This is a genomic window from Sphingomonas sorbitolis (assembly GCF_036663875.1).
In the GTDB taxonomy this organism is placed as follows: Bacteria; Pseudomonadota; Alphaproteobacteria; order Sphingomonadales; family Sphingomonadaceae; genus Sphingomonas.
In genome coordinates this window covers 69385-91740 of the sequence record NZ_JAXOJS010000005.1, presented here as the reverse complement: position 1 = coordinate 91740, position 22356 = coordinate 69385, and the positions used below count along the sequence as shown (strand labels likewise).

23 protein-coding genes and 1 tRNA gene are annotated in these 22356 nt (G+C 66.0%); 15 read left to right on the top strand and 9 right to left on the bottom strand.

Annotation, left to right across the window (positions count from 1 at the left end; translation table 11 throughout):
- Nucleotides 1-67 precede the first annotated feature (67 nt).
- The 9 genes from U1763_RS15310 to U1763_RS15270 all read left to right on the top strand — a co-directional run bounded on the left by U1763_RS15310 (nt 68) and on the right by U1763_RS15270 (nt 8055).
- A complete protein-coding gene (locus U1763_RS15310; RefSeq protein WP_332755881.1) occupies nt 68-2560 on the top strand; it encodes a helicase-related protein in 2493 nt (830 codons plus the stop codon).
- Between the two features lie 7 nt (nt 2561-2567).
- Nucleotides 2568-2861, top strand: a complete 294-nt coding sequence (locus U1763_RS15305) for an RNA-binding S4 domain-containing protein (protein ID WP_332755880.1) — start codon at nt 2568-2570, stop codon at nt 2859-2861.
- Nucleotides 2862-3144: 283 nt separating this feature from the next.
- Nucleotides 3145-3486, top strand: coding sequence for a ferredoxin FdxA (fdxA, locus tag U1763_RS15300; protein WP_031393648.1), 342 nt, complete (start codon nt 3145-3147; stop codon nt 3484-3486).
- A 202-nt stretch (nt 3487-3688) separates the two neighbouring features.
- Entirely contained in the window at nt 3689-4222 is a 534-nt protein-coding gene (locus U1763_RS15295) for a CarD family transcriptional regulator (RefSeq protein ID WP_056053923.1), read from the top strand.
- Between the two features lie 570 nt (nt 4223-4792).
- Complete coding sequence (locus tag U1763_RS15290; RefSeq protein ID WP_132735164.1) at nt 4793-5104, top strand: hypothetical protein; 312 nt, start codon at nt 4793-4795, stop codon at nt 5102-5104.
- 39 nt (nt 5105-5143) lie between these two features.
- Nucleotides 5144-5950, top strand: a complete 807-nt coding sequence (locus U1763_RS15285; protein ID WP_332755879.1) for a hypothetical protein — start codon at nt 5144-5146, stop codon at nt 5948-5950.
- A gap of 24 nt (nt 5951-5974) precedes the next feature.
- Nucleotides 5975-6322 carry a Rap1a/Tai family immunity protein gene (locus tag U1763_RS15280; RefSeq protein ID WP_332755878.1) on the top strand — a complete coding sequence of 116 codons (348 nt, stop codon included), beginning with the start codon at nt 5975-5977 and terminating at the stop codon, nt 6320-6322.
- Nucleotides 6323-6520: 198 nt separating this feature from the next.
- The gene (locus U1763_RS15275) at nt 6521-7276 is read left to right on the top strand and encodes a head GIN domain-containing protein (protein WP_332755877.1); all 756 of its coding nucleotides are present in this window, start codon (nt 6521-6523) and stop codon (nt 7274-7276) included.
- A gap of 50 nt (nt 7277-7326) precedes the next feature.
- Nucleotides 7327-8055, top strand: coding sequence for a GIN domain-containing protein (locus U1763_RS15270; protein ID WP_332755876.1), 729 nt, complete (start codon nt 7327-7329; stop codon nt 8053-8055).
- A 159-nt stretch (nt 8056-8214) separates the two neighbouring features.
- On the opposite strand, the gene U1763_RS15265 is transcribed toward U1763_RS15270, so the two are convergent.
- Both U1763_RS15265 and mgtE read right to left on the bottom strand, forming a co-directional pair.
- On the bottom strand, nt 8215-8619 hold the full coding sequence (locus U1763_RS15265; protein ID WP_332755875.1) for a DUF1489 family protein: 405 nt from the start codon (nt 8617-8619) through the stop codon (nt 8215-8217).
- A 31-nt stretch (nt 8620-8650) separates the two neighbouring features.
- Complete coding sequence (gene mgtE, locus U1763_RS15260; RefSeq protein WP_332755874.1) at nt 8651-10060, bottom strand: magnesium transporter; 1410 nt, start codon at nt 10058-10060, stop codon at nt 8651-8653.
- 108 nt (nt 10061-10168) lie between these two features.
- Between mgtE and U1763_RS15255 the strand changes: the two genes are divergently transcribed.
- On the top strand, nt 10169-10627 hold the full coding sequence (locus U1763_RS15255) for a peptidylprolyl isomerase (protein WP_132735176.1): 459 nt from the start codon (nt 10169-10171) through the stop codon (nt 10625-10627).
- 291 nt (nt 10628-10918) lie between these two features.
- On the opposite strand, the gene U1763_RS15250 is transcribed toward U1763_RS15255, so the two are convergent.
- Nucleotides 10919-11803, bottom strand: a complete 885-nt coding sequence (locus U1763_RS15250) for a LysR substrate-binding domain-containing protein (protein ID WP_277983652.1) — start codon at nt 11801-11803, stop codon at nt 10919-10921.
- Nucleotides 11804-12089: 286 nt separating this feature from the next.
- Between U1763_RS15250 and U1763_RS15245 the strand changes: the two genes are divergently transcribed.
- Both U1763_RS15245 and U1763_RS15240 read left to right on the top strand, forming a co-directional pair.
- The gene (locus U1763_RS15245; RefSeq protein ID WP_132735180.1) at nt 12090-14363 is read left to right on the top strand and encodes a CDC48 family AAA ATPase; all 2274 of its coding nucleotides are present in this window, start codon (nt 12090-12092) and stop codon (nt 14361-14363) included.
- Between the two features lie 270 nt (nt 14364-14633).
- Entirely contained in the window at nt 14634-14918 is a 285-nt protein-coding gene (locus U1763_RS15240) for a hypothetical protein (protein WP_332755873.1), read from the top strand.
- A gap of 108 nt (nt 14919-15026) precedes the next feature.
- Here the strand turns inward: U1763_RS15240 and U1763_RS15235 are convergent, their stop codons facing one another.
- Together U1763_RS15235 and U1763_RS15230 are read right to left on the bottom strand one after the other, a co-directional pair.
- Nucleotides 15027-16349 carry an MFS transporter gene (locus U1763_RS15235; RefSeq protein ID WP_332755872.1) on the bottom strand — a complete coding sequence of 441 codons (1323 nt, stop codon included), beginning with the start codon at nt 16347-16349 and terminating at the stop codon, nt 15027-15029.
- The gene (locus U1763_RS15230) at nt 16346-16681 is read right to left on the bottom strand and encodes an antibiotic biosynthesis monooxygenase (protein ID WP_277983655.1); all 336 of its coding nucleotides are present in this window, start codon (nt 16679-16681) and stop codon (nt 16346-16348) included. Before U1763_RS15230 ends, U1763_RS15235 begins: the two co-directional genes overlap by 4 nt.
- A gap of 192 nt (nt 16682-16873) precedes the next feature.
- On the opposite strand from U1763_RS15230, the gene U1763_RS15225 reads away from it, so the two are divergent.
- On the top strand, nt 16874-17488 hold the full coding sequence (locus tag U1763_RS15225) for a class I SAM-dependent methyltransferase (protein WP_332755871.1): 615 nt from the start codon (nt 16874-16876) through the stop codon (nt 17486-17488).
- A gap of 334 nt (nt 17489-17822) precedes the next feature.
- Here the strand turns inward: U1763_RS15225 and U1763_RS15220 are convergent, their stop codons facing one another.
- A complete protein-coding gene (locus U1763_RS15220; protein WP_332755870.1) occupies nt 17823-18983 on the bottom strand; it encodes a phospholipase D-like domain-containing protein in 1161 nt (386 codons plus the stop codon).
- A 129-nt stretch (nt 18984-19112) separates the two neighbouring features.
- Here U1763_RS15220 and rpoZ point away from each other — a divergent pair, with 129 nt between their 5' ends.
- Nucleotides 19113-19457 (top strand): DNA-directed RNA polymerase subunit omega, encoded by a 345-nt coding sequence (rpoZ, locus tag U1763_RS15215; protein ID WP_055882033.1) that lies wholly within the window; start codon nt 19113-19115, stop codon nt 19455-19457.
- Between the two features lie 414 nt (nt 19458-19871).
- Here the strand turns inward: rpoZ and U1763_RS15210 are convergent, their stop codons facing one another.
- Together U1763_RS15210 and U1763_RS15205 are read right to left on the bottom strand one after the other, a co-directional pair.
- Nucleotides 19872-20543 (bottom strand): RlmE family RNA methyltransferase, encoded by a 672-nt coding sequence (locus tag U1763_RS15210; RefSeq protein WP_093398175.1) that lies wholly within the window; start codon nt 20541-20543, stop codon nt 19872-19874.
- Complete coding sequence (locus U1763_RS15205; RefSeq protein ID WP_332755869.1) at nt 20540-21604, bottom strand: Ppx/GppA phosphatase family protein; 1065 nt, start codon at nt 21602-21604, stop codon at nt 20540-20542. Before U1763_RS15205 ends, U1763_RS15210 begins: the two co-directional genes overlap by 4 nt.
- A gap of 164 nt (nt 21605-21768) precedes the next feature.
- Between U1763_RS15205 and U1763_RS15200 the strand changes: the two genes are divergently transcribed.
- A tRNA-Gln gene (locus U1763_RS15200) sits at nt 21769-21842 on the top strand.
- A 7-nt stretch (nt 21843-21849) separates the two neighbouring features.
- Here U1763_RS15200 and U1763_RS15195 read toward each other — a convergent pair.
- Nucleotides 21850-22320, bottom strand: coding sequence for a hypothetical protein (locus U1763_RS15195; protein ID WP_332755868.1), 471 nt, complete (start codon nt 22318-22320; stop codon nt 21850-21852).
- Nucleotides 22321-22356 lie beyond the last annotated feature (36 nt).

The following is a 22356-nucleotide window of genomic DNA, read 5'->3' as shown; positions in this document are numbered from 1 at the left end:
GGCGTCCGGTGACGCAATTGCGCGCAGGTCATTGCGCACGCCCGCTTTACCCCCGATGTTGTCGGCCATGAGCGACGATGTCTCCGCTGGCGTGACCGCGGTCCTCGGCCCGACCAACACGGGCAAGACGCACCTCGCGATCGAGCGGATGTGTGCGCATTCCAGCGGCATGATCGGCTTTCCGCTGCGACTGCTGGCGCGCGAGGTCTATGACCGGGTGGTCGCGATCAAGGGCGCGAACCGCGTGGCGCTGGTCACCGGCGAAGAGAAGATCGTGCCGCCCGATGCGCGCTGGTTCCTGTGTACCGCCGAGTCGATGCCCGATCGCGACGTCGCATTCGTCGGGCTGGACGAGGCGCAACTGGGCGCCGATCCCGAGCGCGGTCACGTCTTTACCGATCGCCTGATGCGCGCGCGTGGGCGCGAGGAGACGATGATCCTCGGCTCCGAGTCGCTGCGGCCGATGATCAAGAAGCTCGTGCCCGGTGCAGAAATCGTCAACCGGCCGCGCTTCTCGACGCTGACCTATGCGGGCGCGAAGAAGATCAGCCGGTTGCCCAAGCGCTCGGCGATCGTCGCGTTCTCGGCGGAAGAGGTCTACGCGGTGGCCGAGATGCTGCGGCGTCTGCGCGGCGGTGCGGCCGTCGTGATGGGGGCGCTCAGCCCTCGGACCCGCAACGCGCAGGTCGCGATGTTCCAGGCGGGCGAGGTCGACTATCTGGTCGCGACCGACGCGATCGGGATGGGGCTCAACATGGACGTCGCGCATGTCGCGTTCGCGAGCCTCAACAAGTTCGATGGCAAGCGGCAGCGTCGCCTGACGGTGGCGGAGATGGCGCAGATCGCGGGTCGTGCGGGGCGGCATCAGCGCGATGGCACGTTTGGCGCGCTGTCCGACGATGGTCCCGGCGCGTTCCTGCCCGAGGAAGTGCTGGCGATCGAGGAGCACCGGTTTCCGCGGCTCGAGAACCTGTATTGGCGGCAGGGTGAGCCTGATTTCTCCAGCATCGACGCGCTGGTGGCGAGCCTGGAGGCGAGGCCTCCCGCGGGTGTTTTGCGCGCCGCGCCTCAGGCGCTCGACCTGGGGGTGTTGAAGCGGCTGGCCGAGGAGGGCTGGGTACGCGAGCGGGCGCGGCATCCGGCGATGGTTGCGCGGTTGTGGGCGGCGTGTGGCTTGCCCGATTTTCGGAAAGTCGGGCTCGATCCACATGCGCGGTTCGTGTCGCGGGTGTTCGGGCATCTGAGTGAGGGGCGCGGGCATATCCCGCACCAGTGGTTCGCGGACGAGATCGCGCGGCTAGATACGGTGGCGGGCGACGTGCCGGTGATCGCGGGGCGGATCGCGGCGACGCGGATATGGGCGTATATCGCACAGCGGGCGGACTGGCTGGCCGAGCCGACGCTTTGGGCCGCGCGGACGGCGGCGCTGGAGGAGCGGTTGTCGGATGCGCTGCACGCCAGCCTGACGCAGCGGTTCGTCGACAAGCGTACGACTGCGTTGATGCGCCAGATCGGCGCGGATGCGGGCGCGTTGCCGATGGTGATCGGTCCCGAAGGCGAGGTGATGGTCGAGGATCATCCGATCGGTCGCCTCGACGGGTTCCGGTTCACGGTGGCGGCGGATGCGCGGGCGAGCGACAAGCGGCTGTTGCTCGCGGCGGCGGAGAAGCGGCTTACCGGGGAACGTTCGCGGCGTGGGCAGTCGCTGGTCGATGCGCCGGACGCCGATATCGCGCTCGATGATGCGGCGCAGGTGATCTGGGCGGGGCACGCGGTGGCTCGGCTGGCGGCGGGGCCGTCGTTCGCTCGGCCGAAGCTGATCCTCGATCGGTCGCTCGACTGTCTCGACAAGGCAGCGCGGGAGCGGATCGAGGCGCGGCTGGCGCTCTGGCTCGGCGCGATGCTCAAACGGCGGATCGCGGTGCTGGTCCATCTCGCTGAGGTGAGCCGCGATCCCAACGCGACGCCGGCGTTGCGCGCGGTCGCCAGTGCGATCGAGGCGGCCGGCGGGATCCTGCCGCGGCTGCCGATGCGGCTGGCGCTCGACGCGATCGATCCCGACGAGCGCAAGCGCTTGCGCAAGGTTGGCATCACGGTCGGTGCGCTTGATCTGTTCGATGCACGATTGCTCAAGCCCGAGTCGGCGCGCTGGCGGCGCATCCTCGCAGCAGCCCGCGGTGTGACAATCACCGCCCCGCGCGAGGGCGCTACGGTGCTGGCGCGTGGCAGCGAAGGGGCGGTTCTCGAGGCAGGGTTCCGCCCGCTCGGACTTCAAGCGGTCCGGATCGACCTGATCGAGCGCATCGCGCGGGCTGCGCACGACTCGCGGCAGGGTCGCACGCCGTTCGCGCCCGATCCTGCGCTGGCTACCTCGATCGGCGTCGATGCCGCGTCGCTGGAGCGGTTGATGGCCGAACTCGGGTTCAAGGCGCTGGCGGGGGACACGCCGCGCTGGGTCTGGCGGGGGCGGCCGCCGGCTCGTGCGGTCGTCCCTGCCCCGATCGACCCGTCGCGGCAGAACGCGTTTGCCGGGCTGGCCGCACTGGTCCGCCATGGTTGAAGGCGCGATGCGGATCGATCGGTTCCTGTGGTTCGTGCGGCTGGCGAAAACGCGGAGTGCCGCGCAGACGATTGCTGAGAAAGGGCATCTTCGCATCGATGGAAGGCCGATCGATCGTGCGCATTGCCCGGTGCGGGTTGGGAATGTGCTGACGTTTGCGGTGGAGGAGCGGGTTCGGGTGATCCGGGTCGAGGTTTTGCCGGCGCGGCGGGGGCCGGCGCTTGAGGCGCAAGGGTGCTATCAGGATTTGATTGCTGGGAAGACGCCTGCCGGTGCGGTGCGCGATCCGGCTTCCGAGTGAACTAGCCGTATCGACAGCCGCGATCGTTAAATCGAACGACGCCGTCACAGCGACCTCCGTCATCCTGACGAAAGTCAGGACCCAGAGCCACGAGACGCTGCCCTTGGTATCCTGGGTCCTGACTTTCGTCAGGATGACGGAGGGGTGTTGGGCAGGGCGTGATCGGAACGACAAAGCCTGATAACGTCTCGCAGAAGGCTTGCTATGATTGACGCGACGGGCGTGCGCGCATAGTCGCTGGCGCGTTCGTCGCCGGAAAGGAATCCGGCCCAGGAGTTCTGCAATGACCTACGTCGTCACCGATGCCTGCATCCGCTGCAAGTACATGGACTGCGTGGAAGTGTGCCCGGTCGACTGCTTCTACGAAGGCGAGAACATGCTGGTGATCAACCCCAGCGAGTGCATCGACTGCGGCGTGTGCGAGCCCGAATGCCCCGCCGAGGCGATCCTGCCCGATACGGAAAGTGGCCTCGAGCAGTGGCTTGAGCTGAACACGACGTTCTCGGCGCAATGGCCCAACGTCACGCGTAACGACAATCAGACGCCGCCGGATGCCGACGCGATGAAGGGTGTCGAGGGCAAGTTCGACAAGTATTTCTCGCCCGAGCCCGGCGCAGGCGACTGATAAGAGGCGGCGAATCCCGAAAAGGGCAAGCCGCCTGCCACGTTCGGCTGGTAATTTTGTTGCAAAGCTGCTAGATGGGTCCGCGACGGGCGCGATGATCTACGTCATCCGCTTGACGTACAGACCTATCCCTCCCCCGATGCAGCAGCGACGAGTCCTTCGTCGAGGCGTCGCGTGGAGGCCTGATCCGGAAAGGCCCCAAATGGCTGCCAAGGCACTGTCCTTCGATGTCGGTGATTTCGTCGTTTATCCCAAGCACGGGGTCGGCCGTGTGATCGAGCTCCAGCGCTCGGAAATCGCCGGCATGACACTGGAACTCTACGTCCTCCGGTTCGAGAAGGAGCGCATGACGCTCCGCGTGCCGACCAACAAGGCCGAAAGCGTCGGCATGCGCAAGCTGTCGTCGGACAAGACGATGCGCGAGGCGATGGACACGCTCAAGGGCAAGCCCAAGGTCAAGCGCACCATGTGGTCGCGCCGTGCGCAGGAATATGAAGCCAAGATCAACTCGGGCGACCTCGTGTCGATCGCCGAAGTGGTCCGCGACCTGTTCCGTGCCGACGACCAGCCCGAGCAGAGCTATTCCGAGCGCCAGATCTTCGAAGGCGCGACCAGCCGGCTCGCGCGCGAACTGGCCGCGATGGAAGAGCTCGACGAGCCCAAGGCGCAGGAGAAGATCCTCGACATCCTCCGCGCGGCCGCGGCGATCTACAACAAGGACAAGGTGCCGGCGTAACTGCCCTCGCATCGTATCCGAGTATGAAAGGGCGGTCCTGCGGGGCCGCCCTTTTTCGTTTGCACCGAACTCAACGATCCTCCCCCGCCAGGGGGAGGTGGCACCGCAGGTGACGGAGGGGGAGGGCACGGAACCTAGGTTGCCCTTACCTCCCCCTCCGTCTGGCAAGCGCCAGCCACCTCCCCCTGGCGGGGGAGGATTGCGCTACGCCCTTTTCCGCCACCCTGGCGAAGGCCGGGGCCCAATTGGAAAGGTTGGAGTGATGGAGCGCGGCCTTAAGTTGGCGACGTCTCCCAATTGGCCGCGGCCTTCGCCGGGGTGGTGCAAGTGGGGGTGGTGCAAGTATTGCAAGTATCCATTGCGATATGCGCCGCTCGTTCCGCTAATCTGAACGTAACCTTGCTACAGATCAAGAAAGCGACCTGCAGTCTCGTTACGCCTCAAATCCAGTCGCAGGCTCCATCGCTGGCTAACTCTCGCCGCACGGAGCGAACGTCTCGCCGGATATCGATTGTTATTCCATCGACTCTCCGCTGACTGACGCCATCCATGTTTGGAAAGGTTAAGTCTATGCGTACGAATCTCCCGAAATACCCGACGGTCGCCCTGATCCTCATCGCCGGTATCGGCCTTAGCGGTTGCGCCACGAAGGGCTTCGTCCGCGAGCAGATCGCCGTGGTCAACACGCGCATCGACGGCCTGGATGGGCAGTTGCGCACGGTCGAGGGCACTTCCGGCCAGGCACTTGCCCAGGCTCAGGCGGCTGCCGGCCAGTCGCAGCAGAACGGCCAGCGCATCGACCAGCTGACCGGTCGTGTCGACGGCATCGACCAGCAGGTCCAGATGCAGGCCAAGCAGCGCCAGCGCAAGCCGCGCGGCTAAGTCTATCTTCGCACGCGCTTGCATCGACGGACGGCCCTGTTGGACACGCCCATTTTGATCCCGGGCATCTGGTCCACGGGGCTGTTCCGTCGCGTTTGCCGTACGGCCGCGGTCGCTGGGCTGACGCTGGCGCTGGTTGCACCAGTGTCGGCCGCTCCGACGAAGGCTGCGCCGGGTGCGGCCAAGGCGCGCAAGGCCAAGGACCCGGCGCGTTCGCGGACCAAGAGCAAGAGCAAGGCCAAGGCCGTGGCCGTGGTGGCGCCGCCATTGCTGCTCCCCCCGCAGTCCGAACCGGCGAGTCGCATGCTCGCGTGGATCGCGGCCGAGCACGATAATAAGGGCCTGCCCTATGTCGTGATCGACAAGCCGGCCGCGTCGCTGCTCCTGTTCAGCGCGAAGGGTGAATTTCTTGGCCAGACGCCGGTATTGCTCGGCGTCGGGATCGGTGACGATTCGTCTCCCGGGGTCGGTGCGAAGAATCTTGCCGACATCGGTCCTGCCGAGCGGACCACGCCGGCCGGCCGCTTTGTCAGCAAATTCGGGCGAGCCTTCGGGCATCAGCGCGTGATCTGGGTCGATTATGCCAATTCGGTCGCGCTGCATGCGGTGATCACCACGCACAAGAGCGAGCACCGAGTCGAGCGGCTGCAATCGCCGACGCCCGACGACAACCGGATCAGTTTCGGCTGCATCAACGTCGGCACCAAATTCTATACCGGCAAGCTCACGCCGCTGTTCCAGAAGAAGGGCGGGGTCGTCTATATCCTGCCCGACACCAAATCGCTCGACGACGTCTTCCCCCGCGTGCGCCTGCTGCCCTATGTCAGCGCTGCCGCCGCTAGCTAGAATGCCCGGCGCCAAGGGACCGCCATGATTTTGCTGATGCTTGCACTCGCCGCCGCCGATCGCCCTGCCGATCGACCTGCCAGTCGGCCGGTGGTGGTGAGTTCGCTCACGACCCAACAGCTGCTGGAATATTGCCAGGGCAAGGACGGCGATCCGACCGCCAATTTTTGTACCGGCTATATCCTCGGCGAATTCGACGCGCTGTCGGCATCGGGCGACATCTGCCCGCTGCCGGCGCGCGCCTCGAACATCGAGGTCGCGGCGACGGTGCGGAAGTATCTGCGCGCACGAGCCAAGAAGACGGGCACCGGCGCGCCGTCCTTCGTCGTCCGCGATGCGCTGCGCGACGCCTATCCGTGCAAGCGCCGCTGAGGGCTCGAATCCTCCCCCGCCAGGGGGAGGTGGCTGGCCCTTGCCAGACGGAGGGGGAGGTAAGGAAATCCTCGGTTCCGTGTCCTCCCCCTCCGTCACCTTCGGCGACACCTCCCCCTGGCGGGGGAGGATTCTAGGGGGCCCACATCCGCCGCCCGTGTAATTTCGCTTTGCAGCCTCTGCGATCAGGTGTATTGCTTGAACAATACACAGGAGGATGCGATGAACTTTCTTGCGCTCGGGCTGATCATACCTCTCGCCGCCTGCTCGTTCAGCTGGAACGGCGACAGCGAGGGATCCGGGGTCGCCGCGTCGGGGGCGGGCACGACCCGCACGTTCCAGGTCACCGGTTTCGACCAGATCGACCTGCGCGGTTCGGACGATGTCGACGTCCGCGTCGGTACCGGCTTCTCGGTCCGCGCCGAGGGGCCGAGCGAGCAGCTCGACCGGCTCCGGATCGAACGCGACGGCGCGACGCTCGACATCGGCCGCAAGAACGGGACGGGCTTCGGCTGGAGCAAGGGGGCGAACGTCAAGGTGTACGTCACGCTGCCGCGGCTGACCGAGGCGAACGTCTCGGGCTCCGGCAACATGGCGGTGGACCGCGTCGAGGGTAGCGGCTTCGAGGGCGGCATCGCAGGGTCGGGCAATCTGACGATCGCCGCGGTGCAGGTGGAATCGGCGAAATTCTCGATCGCGGGCTCGGGCACCGCACGCGCGAGCGGATCCGCACGCGATCTGAGCGTCGAGATCGCGGGTTCGGGCAATGTCGAAGCATCGAGGCTCCAGGCGAAGTCGGCCAAGGTCGAGATCGCCGGATCGGGCAGCGTCCGCGCGGTCGTCGACGGTCCGGCCAAGGTCGACATGATGGGCTCGGGCGACGTCGATCTCGGGCCGAAATCGCGCTGCACGATTTCGAAGATGGGCTCGGGGAGCGTGCGCTGCGGGCGCTGAGTCGCGTCGTCCGACTTGCGCGGGGGCGGTGAAGCGGCGACGGTAGGCCCATGAGATACCTGCTCGCGCCGTTGCTGCTCCTGTCCTCGCCGGCGTTCGCGCAAGGATCCGCCCAAGAATCCGGGGCGAGCCGGACGGTCTCGGTCGGCAGCTTCGATCGGGTCCGTGTCGAGGGGCCGTTCGAGGTGCGCGTCACGATCGGCTCGCCGCGCGCGACGATCACGGGCGATTCCCGCACGACCGAAAGCGTGGCGGTCCGCGTCGATGGCACCACGTTGTCGGTACGCAAAGGCACCGGCGGCTGGGGCGAACAGCCGCGCAAGGGGGGCTCGGGTCCGATCGTGATCACGCTCTCGACGCCCGGGCTGACCTCGGCCAGCGTCGAGGCCGGCGGGCGGCTGACGATCGCGAAGATGCGGGGGATGCGCGTCGACGTAACGGTCAGCGGGAACGGGAGCCTGGCGCTGGCGGCGGCGGATACCGACCAGTTGAACGCGACGGTGATCGGCACCGGCCAAATGACGCTCGCGGGCAGGGCCGCCCGGGCGAGACTGGTGACGAGCGGACCGGGCGCGATCGACGCGTCGGCGCTGGTGGTCAACGACCTGACCGTCCACCTCGACGGCGTCGGCGAGACGAAGGCGGCGGCGCGCTTTACGGCGCAGGTGACGAACAGCGGGCTGGGGACGGTTACGGTCACCGGGAACGCGAAATGCCGGGTGGATGCCGCGGCTGGCGGGCCGGTCGTGTGTGGGAAGGCTGGGATGTCTGCTCCGTAAAGGGGGCTATGCTCTCCAAATCGGATAAGAGGATGAACCCGTACTCTGCCTGACGTCCGTCGCTCCAGCGAAAGCTGGGGTATTTCACGGGGCGCGCAACGCTCGCCGAACGGGGAGATCCCAGCTTTCGCTGGGATGACGGGGGGCGACCGCTGACCCTCAGATCAGCGCCAACTCCGCCAGCTTCGTCATCAACGCCGGCGGCATCACGTCGAGTCCGGTCGCGTCGCCGCCGAGATCGAGCGGCGCATCCGCGTCCTCCAGATACCGCCACCCCTGGTGCGCGCGCTTGGGGCGGGCCTGGACCAGCACCAGTTTGGGATCGATGTGGATCGCGACGCGGCCGCCTTCCGCCTCACCAAAGCCGAGGATCGGCGAGCGAGCGATCAGCTGGTGTTTGAGGATCCAGAACATCGAACCTTGCCCTGCCACCTCCTCGTGGCGTTTCGGCAGATACCGCGTGGTCAAAAACACCGGCTCTTCCTCGCCGCGCAGGCGGAGCCGCTCGGCGAGATGGTCGACGCTTTCCGCGCCGAACGCGACTTTGGTGAGGTGGAGCGGCATGGCGTTGGAAATGGGCCTTAAAACCGGCCGATCAACCGTGCAGGCCCCATAATGACGCGAGCCCGAGGAACGAGAAGAACCCCATCGTGTCGGTCATCGTTGTCACGAACACCGCCGACGACACCGCCGGATCGATCCGGAACTTGTCGAGCGTCACCGGCACGAGCACGCCGCTTAAGCCCGCGGTCAGATTGTTGGTCAGCATCGCCGCGGCGATCACGATCGACAGATTGACGTTGTGGAAGATCACATACGTCCCGCAGCCGATCAGCGCCCCCAGCATCACGCCGTTCGCCGCCGCGATCCGGAACTCGCGCCCGATCATCCGCGCGGTGTTCGAGCTCGTCAGCTGGTTGGTCGCCAGCGCGCGGACGACCACCGCCAGCGTCTGCGTGCCCGCGTTGCCACCCATCCCCGAGACGATCGGCATCAGCACCGCGAGCAGTGCAAAGCTCGCGATCGTCCCCTGGAACAGCCCGACGACGGACGATGCGACCATCGCGGTGCCGAGATTGACCACCAACCACGTGAACCGCGTCCGCACGGTCAGCCGGATCGGCTCGTTGATGTCGCCATCGCCTGCACCGGCGAGCCGCAGCGTATCCTCGCCCGCCTCTTCGGAGATGATGTGGACGATGTCGTCGACCGTGATCATCCCGACCAGCCGGCCGCCATGATCGACCACCGCCGCCGAGATCAGCGCGTATTTCTGGAAGCGCAGCGCGACCTCCTCCTGATCCATGTCGACCGGGATCAGCGTCTGCTCGCGCTTCATCACGTCGGCGATCGCGATCCCGCGCGGGGTGCGCAGCATCCACGACAGCTGGCACGTGCCGATCGGCTTGTGCGCGGGATCGACGACGAAAATTTCCCAGAAATCGGTCGTCAGTTCCTCGTGGCCGCGCAGATAATCGATCGCGTCGCCGACGGTCCAATGCTCGGGGACGGCGATCAGCTCGCGCTGCATCAGGCGGCCGGCGGACTCCTCGGCGTAGCTCAGCGCCTCCTCGATCGCGGCGCGATCGTCCGGATCCAGCGCACGCAGCACCGCGCGCTGCTCGTCCTCGTCCATGTCCTCGATGATCGCGACCGCATCGTCGGTATCGAGTTCGGACGCGAGATCGGCGACCTGGTGCGGCTCGAGCGCGTCGATCAGATCCTCGCGGACATAATCGTTCATCTCGGCGAACACGTCGCCGCCGAGCAGATCGGTCACCGCCCGCGCTAGCGCCGCGCGATCCTCCTGCGGGGTCAGCTCGAAAAGATCGGCGATGTCGGCCGGGTGCAGCGGCTCGACCAGGGCGCGCGCCGCCTCATCGTTGCCGTTCTCTACCGCATCGAGCACCGCCCGGACGAATTCGGGGCGCAAATGGTCGTCGCGATCGAGTTGAGTCTCGGGCGCGATATCGGTTTCGGGCTCGGGAAGCTCGAGTTCGCTCATGGCTGCCTCCCTTAAAAGATGGTCGGTTGGGCCCTAACGCGACGCGTGCGCATTTGCCAGTCGGAGTGCGGCTCCCTATCTGCCGCGCATCAATTCAGGAGAACATGAATGGCCGACACCCCAGAAACGCTCACGCTGACCCTCGAGGGCGGCGACGTCACGATCAAGTTCCGCCCCGATCTCGCACCCAAGCATGTCGAGCGGATCGCCGAGCTGGCGAACGAAGGCTTTTACGACGGCGTGCCGTTCCACCGCGTGATCCCGGGCTTCATGGCGCAGGGCGGTGACGGTGGTCGCGGCGACGGCACCGGCGGGTCGAGCAAGCCCAACCTCAAGGCGGAATTCTCGGCCGAGCCGCACGTCCGCGGCGTGTGCTCGATGGCGCGCACCAACCAGCCCGACACGGCGAACTCGCAATTCTTCATCGTGTTCGACGACGCACGCTTCCTCGACAAGCAGTACACCGTCTGGGGTGAAGTCACCGACGGCATGGACCTGATCGACGCGCTGCCGAAGGGCGAGCCGCCGAAGACGCCTGGCAAGATCGTGAAGGCACGCGCAAACTGAAGGCTGCACCGGCGCGGCGGAGCTGCGCCGGAGACAGCCGAAGCCCACCCCACCCGTCATCCCAGCGGAAGCTGGGATATCCCGGTTCGAGCCTCGGCACTTTGCAACGGGATACCCCAGCTTTCGCTGGGGGTGACGGTTATTTTGGGAGCACCAAGCGCGCGCTACGTGAGCTGAATTCCCCTCCCGCTTGCGGGAGGGCTAGGGAAGAGCGTGACGTACGTACTGGCGTCCGGTCAGTGAGGCACGCCCCTCCCCCGACCCCTCCCGCAAGCGGGAGGGGAGTAGCGGTCACACTTCCGCTACAGTCTTGATCAGCCAGTCGTGGAACAGCTTCACCGGCTTGCTCTGCAAGGCCCGCGGGCGGCAGACGAACCAGTAGCTGTACGGGCTCTCCACCTCGATATCGAACAGCCGCACCAGCCGCGGATCGTTCGCATCCTGGAAATGGCTTGCGTGCATGAACGCCACGCCCAAGCCCTGCGCGGCGGCCTCCAGCATCAGCGCGCCCGAATCGAAATGATCGATCGCCAACGGCTCGATATCGTCGAGCCCCGCCGAATGCCGCCATGCGGTGAACGTATCCGGCATGTCGCGGTGGACCAGCGCGGTCAGTGTCGCGAGCTGTTCGGGGCGCGTAACCGGATCGGCGCGGTCGAGCAGGCTGCGCGCGCCGATCACATACACCGAATTACGATCGAGCCGCCGCGCGTAGAACGCCGGATCGATCTCGCGCGACAGGGCGATCACCGCGTCGAGCCCGTCGCCGAGCCGCGAGACCAGATGCGCCGCGGTATCGATGTCGAGATGCAGTTCGGGATGCGTCGTGCGCAACTCGCCGAGCCGCGGGAACAGCTTCTGCGACGCGTAGAGCGGCAGGATGCCGAGCCGTAGTCGCAGCACCTCGGTCGTGCTGGTCAGCGATTCGACCGCGTCCGACAACGAGTCGAGCACCGGCGCGATCTGTGCGAGCAACCGCTCGCCATCCGCATTCAGCACCATCGCCTGATGCCTGCGCGCGAACAGCGGCTTGGCGATGAATCGCTCCAGGCTCTGCACGCGCCGGCTGAGCGCGGGGGCGGACAGCGCCAGATCCTCGGCCGCGGCCTTGATCGACCCCAGCCGCGCGACCTGCACGAACGCCTCGATAGCCCCCAGTGGCGGCAGCCTGCGCATGATTCCTCTTTCGACTCGACGCGTGTGACAAAGACCGCAGGACGCATTCAGCCATACGATTGCAGTTAGCGCAATCGTAGCTGATCCCTTCGCACTTGCAACATGAACCGTCTCGCCGCAAAAAGACCTCGCCTTTCAGGCATCCTCTCCTAAAAACTTTCATGGGCTGGCCTTTATTGGCCGGCCCTTTTTTTGTGCGTTTTCCATCCGGGAAGGCGATTTCAAGGCCTCGAACCATCGGAACCGGCGCCCTATCTCAGGCGCTACGAGTTCGAATGGAGTCGACATGCCCGACAGCGAAATCCCAACGCGGAAAATCCAGGTCGCCAATGCGCGTCCCGAGGATAGTGGCCGCGGCCTCGCGCATCTGCCGCGTGCACTGATGGCGACGCTCGGCATCGGCGAAGGCGACGTGATCGAGATCCTCGGCAAGCAGAACACGCCCGCGCGGGCGGTTGGGCCGTATCCCGAGGACGAAGGGCTCGACATCCTCCGTATCGACGGCCTCCAGCGTGCGAACGCCGGCGTCGGCTCGGGCGATTTCGTCGAGGTGCGCAAGGCCGAGTCGAAGCCAGCGACGCGTGTCGTGTTCGCGCCGGCGCAGCAGAACCTCCGCCTTCAGGGCTCGACCAACGCGCTAAAGCGCACCTTCCTCGGCCGGCCGATCTGCCAAGGCGATATCGTCGCGACCGCAGGGCATCAGCGGGTCGGCAACATGCCGCCCAACGTCCAGCAGTTCATGAACGCGCCGGCGTACGCGCTCCAGGAGATCCGTCTCGCCGTGATCGCCGCCAGCCCCAAGGGCGTGGTGCACATCGACGAGAATACCGAGATCGAACTGCGCTCCGAATATGAGGAGCCGCAGGCCGCACGTCGCGCCGACGTTACCTATGACGACATCGGCGGCATGGCGCAGACGATCGACCAGTTGCGCGAGATGGTCGAGCTGCCTCTGCGCTACCCTGAGCTGTTCCAGCGCCTGGGTGTCGATCCCCCCAAGGGCGTGTTGCTGCACGGCCCTCCCGGTACTGGCAAAACGCGTCTCGCGCGCGCCGTCGCCAATGAATCCGACGCGCAGTTCTTCCTGATCAACGGCCCCGAGATCATGGGCTCGGCGTACGGCGAGTCCGAATCGCGGTTGCGCGAGGTGTTCGAGGAAGCAGCCAAGGCAGCCCCCTCGATCGTGTTCATCGACGAGATCGATTCGATCGCGCCCAAGCGTGGCCAGGTGTCTGGCGAGGCGGAAAAGCGTCTTGTCGCGCAGTTGCTGACGTTGATGGACGGTCTCGAGTCGCGCGCAAACCTCGTCGTGATCGCGGCTACCAATCGTCCCGAGGCGATCGACGAAGCGCTCCGTCGCCCGGGCCGGTTCGACCGTGAGATCGTCGTCGGCGTGCCCGACGAGCGCGGCCGTCGCGAGATACTCGGCATTCACACGCGCGGCATGCCGCTCGGTGACCGCGTCGATCTCGATGAACTGTCGCGCACCACTTACGGCTTCGTCGGCGCCGATCTGGCCGCGCTGACCCGCGAGGCGGCGATCGAGGCGGTGCGTCGGATCATGCCCAAGCTCAATCTCGAGGAGCGGACGATCCCGCCCGAAGTGCTCGACGAATTGTCGGTCACGCGCGAGGATTTCCTGGGAGCACTTAAGCGCGTCCAGCCGTCGGCGATGCGCGAAGTGATGGTGCAGGCGCCGACCGTGCGCTGGGCGGATGTGGGCGGTCTCGACGACGCGCAGATGCGGTTGAAGGAGGGCGTCGAACTCCCGTTGAAGAACCCCGACGCGTTCCGCCGTCTCGGTATCCGCCCGGCCAAGGGCTTCCTGCTCTACGGCCCGCCAGGCACCGGCAAGACGCTGCTGGCGAAGGCGGTCGCGCGCGAGGCGGAGGCGAACTTCATCGCCACCAAATCGTCCGATCTGCTCAGCAAATGGTACGGCGAAAGCGAACAGCAGATCGCCCGCCTGTTCCAGCGCGCCCGTCAGGTCGCACCCTGCGTGATCTTCATCGACGAACTCGATTCGCTGGTGCCGGCACGTGGCAGCGGCGCGGGCGAGCCGCAGGTGACCGAGCGCGTCGTCAACACGATCCTCGCCGAGATGGACGGGCTGGAAGAGTTGCAGTCGGTCGTCGTGATCGGCGCGACTAACCGCCCCAACCTGATCGACCCCGCGTTGCTGCGTCCCGGCCGGTTCGACGAACTCGTCTATGTCGGCGTCCCCGACAAGGCCGGGCGTCGCCGCATCCTCGGCATCCAGACGCAGAAGATGCCGCTGGCGTCGGATGTCGATCTCGACCGTCTCGCGGACCGTACCGACCGTTTCTCGGGTGCGGATTTGGAGGACGTCGTCCGCCGCGCCGGCCTGGTGGCGTTGCGCCGTTCGATCGACTCGACCGACGTGACGATGGCCGACTTCGAGGGCGCGTTGAAGGAATCGCGCGCCAGCGTCACGCCGGAGACCGAACGCGAATACGAACAGATGGCTGCCCGCCTGAAGCAGGACGCCACTGCGATCCAGCCAATCGGTTTCGCCTTTCCCGCGAAACGTGCGGAATGACTAGCGCCCCCCCTCCCGGCGGAGGGGGGCTACCCATCGGCGATCCGTGTCTGCGCCGCTATACGTTGACATTACGTCATACGGCTCCGATGTAACTTCCATGTACGCTCCTGCGACACATAAGCGTTTCCGCGATCATTCCGGGCAACTCGCCGCACGTGGTTAGCCCGAGCTCGCGGCTATAGGCCGTTCGAGTTCGGGCTTTATTCGATCTGACCTTTGGGCCGTGCTCTGCATGCCCATGATCTCGAGTAAAACGGAAACCACATAATGTCAGACTCGGCCTCGAAATCCGGCGACCATCCGTCGGTGCGCCAGGATGTAGACGATCACGCTCCTTCGCCGCGCCCCTTCTTGCGAATGCGGCCAAGGCATTTCTTTTCCAACAAGTTCGACATGGATATCGTCGAAGACTATTCGGAAGCAGATGCGGACGAGCATTCCGTGCAGCGGCCGAAATGGCTGAACCGACTTATCCAAATGAACTTGTTGTTGATGATCCTGCTGATCGGCGTGCCGGTGCTTTTGTACTGCATCATGGTTTTCGCGAAATAGCGGCCTGTTGCGAGGCGGCAGACCGGGACACGAGCGCTGCCTGAGCGAGTGGAGGGCGCACGCATAACGATGACGCGTGCGCCCAAATACGTTTCGGGCCGATCCGTTCTAACTGTCCCTGGCATCCTTCAGCGACACCCAGGCATAGGCGATCATCACGACGCATGCCGCGCCCGCGACCAGATAGGGCAGCGAATGTTGCGCCTCGTATAATCCGACGCCGATCGACGGGCCCAGCACGAAGCTGGCGCCGTTAATCGACGTCACCTTGCCCGCGACCGAGCCTTGCGCGTTGGCGCCGACGGCGAGCGACGAGCCTGCGGTGAAGCCGGGGCGCGTGAAGCCGAAGCCGAGGCTCGCCAGCGCATAGGCGGTGGCGATCGTGTAGAGCGATGTCGCGATACCGGTCAGCGCGGTGCCCGCCGCCGCCAGCACGAGCCCGGTCAGCACGAGTTGCCGCGGGGTCATGTTGAGACGCGGGATGATGCCCCATTGTGCGAGCAGTGCGGCGCCGGCGCCCATCATCAGGACGATGCCGGTCGGCTCCAGCGCGAGGGCAGGGGCGAGGTGGAGGCGGTCGATTACGAGGAAACCGATCGCCTGCCCCGTCATCGCCTGCGCGTGCCCCATCACCAGTCCGGCTATCATCCACGCGCGGATGCGGGGGTCGGTGTAGCCGACATGCTCGACATGCGATCCGGTGGCGGCGGCGACCGACGCGCCGGTCGGGGCGCCGCCGATCGAGGGATAGGCCGAACTCGCGCCGTGCGTCTCGTGTGGCGCGACGATCTTGTCGTCGGGCAGCATCCGTCGCACCGTGATCCACACCGCGACGCCGAACACCGCGAACAGGAAGGCAGGACCGGCCAGCCCGATCTCGACTCCGCCGATCGAGCCGAGGATCAGATATGGTGCGATCGCCGGCCCCAATATCGTACCGAGCCCGAACGCGGAGGCGAGCAATGTCAGCGCCTTGGTCCGTTCCTCGCGCGTTGTCTCGCCGGCGACGAGCGCCTGTACCGCCGGCGGGGCAGCCGCACCGAACGTCCCGTAGATCAGCCGTCCGCCGATGAAGCACAGGAACGGGGTCGTGCCGCCGATCCAGGCGTTGATTCCGGCCAGCAGGAACACGCCGCACAAGGTCAGCGAGACGCTGAACCCGCCGACGCCGAGCAGGATCATCGCGCGCCGGCCGTGCTTGTCCGACCGATTCGCCCAGAACGGCGCGGCGATCACCCACAGCAGCGCCGAGACCGAGAACGCCGCCGCCACGGCGCTGTCGGCGACCCCGAGTGATCGCCCCAGCGCTGGCAGTACCGATTGCAGCGCGGTGTTGCCCGCCGCGATCGTCAGCATCACGAGAAACATCAGCGCGAAGCGGCGGTCGATCTTCGGGCCTTCGGGCGCCCCGCTGATCACTGGGCTATTCATCGGGCCCATCCTGGTCGCGCCCACTGATACGCGCGCTCTACCCGCGCAACCGTCACCGAATAGCGGTCGTACCAGAGCGCCCGACCATGATCGCGAATCGCCGCATGCTCGGGATGGTCGCGCCACGCGATCGCGGCGGCGTCGTCCGCCCAGTAGCTGACGGTGATTCCCATGCCGTCCGTCTCGCGCGCGCTATCGACCCCGCGATAGCCGGGTTGTGCGGCGGCAAGCGCATCCATCGCCACGGCGGCCGTGGCATAACCGTTCATGTCCGCGCCGTTACGAAACGACACGAAAATGACCGCCACCTCTCCTGTTCGATCATCGTGCATAGCCCGTGCTTAAGCGATGCCGCGGGCTTGGCAACGGCGTTGGCCGATCGCCGGAACCACTTGTCGCCGCACGACTTCCACTTCGGTTCGTCGCCGCATGCAACCCGCGGCCCTTGAAACGCGTTCGGAATTCGTGCGACGGGAGGGGCAAAGCTCCGCCACCGTGCGGGACCCCTGATCGTAAGGAACACGATGCCCAGTTCGACCACCGCCACCCGGCGTGCACGCAGCCGCCCTGCCGGCGTGCCGTCCCCGTGGCAGATGTTCTTTTCCGGTTTCCTGAAACATCCGGTCATGGTCGGATCGATCGTGCCGTCGTCGGACAAGCTGATTCGGAAAATGCTCGGTCCGGTCGATTGGGCGAACTGCAAGCTGTTCGTCGAATATGGCCCCGGGGTCGGTACTTTCTGCCGCCCGATCCTCGACCGGATGGCGCCGGATGCCAAGCTAGTGGTGATCGATACGAACCCCGAGTTCATCCAGTATCTGCGCCACACGATCACCGACCCGCGCTTCTTCGCAGTGCTAGGGTCGGCGGACGAGGTCGAGACGATCGTCGCGGATCACGGCTTCGAGAAGGCGGATTACGTGCTGTCCGGGCTGCCGTTCTCGACGCTGCCCCCCGGTGTCGGCCCGGCGATCGCGACCGCGACGCACTCGGTTCTGCGCACCGGCGGCGCATTCCTGGTCTATCAGTTCTCGCCCAAGGTGAAGGACTTCCTGACCCCGCATTTTACGTCGATCGACCACGATATGGAGTGGTGGAATGTGCCCCCGGCGCAGCTGTATTGGGCGTGGAAGGACTGACGCAGGCGCGGCGACGTCCGCGCCGGTGCGCAAAGCGATAGCGGAGCGCAGCGTCAGGCCCGGCCGGCGGGTCGGCTGGAATTAGCCGAACCCGTCCGACGGCGGCTTTGCCGTCGGCGCCGAGTACGTCGCGAACGCACCCAGGGTCCACTGCTAACTCCGACCCCGACACCTCACCCCCCAGGCTTCGTCACCCCAGCGAAAGCTGGGGTCTCTCGGTTCGAGCCCATGCCCGCTTCAACGGGGATTCCCCAGCTTTCGCTGGGGTGACGGGTTGTGGGCGGGCGTGACGATGGATCAGGCCGTCGGCGTTTGAGCAGGTCGATCAGGCGCCCTATTCGTCGATGCCGAAGTTCAGCCCGCGCGACAAACTCGGATCCACCACCGCGACCACGAAATACGCGCCGAGCTGCTTGATCCGCTGCAACCAGCCGGTGTTCGCCTGGTACAGCGCCTTGGTCACCTCGGTCGACTTCGCGACCTCGCCGTCGATATAGCCGCGAACATGCGCCGCGAACGCCGCATCCTCGATCCGCAGCATCAGCTCGAGATTGATGAACAGGCTGCGCATGTCGAAGTTCGCCGAACCGATATGGACCGCGTCGTCGATCACGTAGAGCTTCGTGTGCAGCTTGGTCGGCTGGTATTCGAACAACCGCACGCCCTTCCGCAACAACCCCGCATAGGTGAACCGCGCGGCGGCGATCGTCGCGTTGTTGTCCGATTTACTCGCCGTGACGATCCGCACGTCCGCCTGCCGCCGTCCCGCCTTGTCGAGCCGACGAAGGAGCGCGGGGCTAGGCGTGAAATAGCCGGCGATGATGTCGATCCGCCGCCCGCGGCGCATGTCGTCGCGCACCGCACGTGCCCAAGGCGAGAGCTTCCGCGTCGGGCCGCCGATCAGCCACCGGGTCGCGCCCTTGATTTCGCTCCAGTGCGACAGTGCGGCGTTCAGGCGCCGCAGCTTGTTCTTGGGCTCGTGGATCCAGTCCTTCAGCGCGTCGAAATAGCCGGCCAGCCGCCCCGCTGCCGGTCCCTCCACCAACAGGCCGAGATCGCGCCAGGCCTGCTCGGCGGCGGTGCCGAAATAATCGTCCTCGATATTGAAGCCGCCGATGATGATCCGCGCTTCGTCGGCGAGCGCGAGCTTCTGATGGTTGCGCAGGAGATAGCGGCGACCGAACCTTGCGGAGAAGCGGCATACGGAGATGTTGGCGGCTTCGAGCGGTTCGAAGAAGGCATGCGGCGCATCGTCGCTGCCGAAGCCGTCGACGATCAGCGCGACGTCCACACCGCGCTTGGCGGCGGCAATGAGCGCAGCGTTGACGCGTTTGCCGGACTCGTCGTCGGCGTAGATATAATACAGGACCCGCAAGGTCCGCTCGGCGCCGTCGATCAGCGCAAGCACCGCGTCGAGACGGCGAGGACCCGTATCGAGCAGCGTCATCTGGTTGCCGTCGACGGCGAATGTCGGCTGTTCGGTGGGATCGTCCATGGCGTGCGTGATGGACATGGGGGGCTCGGGTGGCAACCCAGGGACGCTGATCCGCGCAATTCTTGACTTTGCGGGCTACCCCCCGTAGGCGACGCATTCTCATTCTATCGTTGTTACGAAGGAAGCCGCATGGCGCGCGTTACCGTCGAGGATTGTGTCGACAAGATCCCCAACCGGTTCGACCTGGTGTTGTTCGCGGCCCAGCGTGCGCGCCAGATCTCGGGCGGCGCCGAACTGACGCTCGACCGCGACCGCGACAAGAACCCGGTCGTCGCGCTGCGCGAGATCGCCGACGAGAACGTCAAGCCGGCGCATCTCAAGGAACAGGTCATCCAGGGCCTGCAGAAGGTTCGCGTCGATGATGACGACGAGGTCGATGCCGTCGGCAGCCTGGCCGCTTCGGCCGAGGCTCTGCGGCTTACCGCCGCTGCGCCGCCGCGGAACCAGAACCTGGGTGCGGATTACGAGGGATGAGGCAGGGGATTAGCACTTGCTAATCTCCGTCTAGGCCGAATCCCCGGCCGGCGGGCATCGCCCGACCGACGACGCGGCTTTGCCGCGGCGCGCGAAAAAGAGAGAGCCCGTGGACCCAAGTCCGCGGGCTTTTTCTGTGTTTGGTTAAGGCCCCCTATCTGAAGAAGAGAGGGGAGGGGGCTGCGGCTTCACCTTGGGAGTGGTCAGGGCACAAGGGCGATCAGTCCGGGCGCCTGCCTCCTTGGTCTCCCGCGAAGGCGGGAGCCCAGTCTGGATCCCCGCCTTCGCGGGGAAACATGCTTACTAACGTCGCGTTCGGTATCACCCTAAGGTAGAGCGCCACGGCAAAGCCGCGTCGTCAGTCGTTGCTGCGCAACGCTGGCCGGGCTTTCGACTTGTCCGAAAATAGCTGCGCTATTTCGGGTCTCGGCCCTTAAACCCCTGCGCCACCACGAACCACTCGACCGACCCCTTGCGGCTCGCCGGCGGCTTGGCATGCTTCACCGTCTTGAAGTTGCGCTTCATCTCCGCGACCAGCTCCGAATCGGCGCCGCCCGCGAACACCTTCGACACGAACGTGCCACCCGGCTCGAGCACTTCGCACGCAAAGTGCAGCGCCGTCTCCACCAGCGCCATCGTCCGCAACGCATCGGTCTGCGGATGCCCGACCGTGTTCGCGGCCATATCCGACAGGACCAGATCCGGTGCACCACCCAGCGCCTCGATCAGCTTGCCGGGGGCTGCGTCGTCGAGGAAATCCATCTCGAAGATCGTCACGCCTTCGATCGGATCGACCGGGAGCAAATCGATGCCCACGACCGTCGCCTTGGGGATCCGCCGTCGGATCACCTGCGCCCAGCCGCCCGGCGCGAGGCCGAGATCGACCACGCGCTTCGATCCGCGGATCAGCTCGAACCGCTCGTCCAGCTCGATCAGCTTGTACGCGGCACGGCTGCGATACCCGTCGGCCTTGGCGCGCTTCACATACGGATCGTTCAGCTGCCGCTCGAGCCAGCGCGTCGACTGCGCGGTCCGTTTCCGCGCGGTCAGGACGCGGACGTGCCCGCCGGAACCGCCCCGGCTCATGCCGCGACGCCCGTTGCTTTGCCGGGTTTGGGCGAACCCATCAGTCCGCGCAAAATACCCTCGCGAATGCCGCGGTCGGCGATGCCGAGCCGTTCGGCGGGCCACAAATCCATGATCGTCTCCAGAATGGCACAGCCCGCGACCACCAGGTCGGCGCGCTCGTTGCCGATACACGGCAGCTTGGCGCGCTCCGTGATCGACATATGGGAAAGGTCGGCGCTGATTTTCCGCATCGCGGAGGCCGGCACGATCAGCCCGTCGACCACCGAGCGGTCGTAATGGCTGAGCCCGAGATGCACGCTGCCGAGCGTCGTCACCGTGCCGCTGGTGCCAAGCAGCCGCGGCCGTTCGATATGCCGGGGCAGGCGGCTGGCAAACCCCGCGAAGCTGTCGGCGACCACCTGACGCATCCGCGCATAAGCAGCGCGGCGACCGTCCTCGCCCTCGCCACCGCCGGCATGTTCGGTCAGCGACACCACGCCCCATGGCGCCGAATGCCAGTCGAGCACGGTCGGGATCGGCGTCGAAGTGTCCACCAGCACGAGCTCGGTCGATCCGCCGCCGATATCGAACACGAGCGCGGGGTCTTCCCCCGGCTCGATCAGCGCGTGGCAGCCGAGCACCGCCAGCCGCGCCTCTTCCTCGGCGGAAATGATGTCGAGGTGGATGCCCGTCTCGGCCAGTGCGCGTGCGATAAACGCGGGGCCGTTCGACGCCTGCCGACACGCCTCCGTCGCCACCGACCGCGCGAGCGTGACGTTGCGGCGCTGAAGCTTCTCCGAACACACGCGCAAGGCGGCGATAGTCCGCTCGATCGCTGCATCGCTCAGCTTGCCGGTCGACGCCAGGCCCTCGCCGAGCCGGACGATTCGCGAGAACGCATCGATTACCGCGAAGCCGCCAGCCTGCGGTCGCGCGATCAATAGTCTGCAATTGTTGGTGCCGAGATCCAGCGCGGCAAACGCCTGCGCATCGGCCCACCGCCCTCGACCGGGCCGGGTCGCCGCCGGACGGGCAGGAGAGCCCTGCCGGAACGGCATTCGGGTGGAAACATCCCCCATCGCCGCAAAACTCGCTATCTATATCTGCCGCTGCGGGAAAATACCCGCCCGGTGCTTGGCAACGAATGTAGCGCGGCGGCGCGATTACGCAAGCGAACTGGCGGATCGGCATCATCTTGGCGTTGACAGCGCGAAACTGCCCGCCTAGATCGCGCCCTCGCTGATGCCCCGTCGTCTAATGGTAAGACTGCGGTTTCTGATACCGCCTATTGAGGTTCGAATCCTCACGGGGCATCCAGCGCTTCCTAAATTTCCTGCAGGAATTGCAACATCATCGTCAGGGCTTCGTCGGTCAGGCCGAGCGAACGTTGCGGCCATGCGGCGGTGTGCGGCCAGCACGTGATCAACCCGCGATGCTCGAGTGTCAGCAGCCAGCGTCGGATCGTCACTTCGGACAGCCCGGTGGCGGCCTGCACCGCGTCGATCGTCAGCGGTGTGCCCTCTTCGTACGCGACGAACAGCCCAAGCAATATATCCCATGCGGGATCCTGGAACAGCGCCCGAGCCGACGCGAATGCTGCCGATCGGGCGCGTTGCTGATGAAGCAGGGCGCGGGCGCGGTCGAGTTCGGTCGGCGATGGCGGCTCGATACCCGATCCGGCCCCATCACCAGGGGGAGCGGCACCAAGCGGCATCCGCGGTGGCGTACCCTCCTGCAGTGAGGTGTCGGGCAAGGGGTGGTGCGCTGGGTAACGCAAACGAAGGGGGTCGCTCATCGGCGTCGATCCATATTTTGAAGTCGGTGTCGGTGT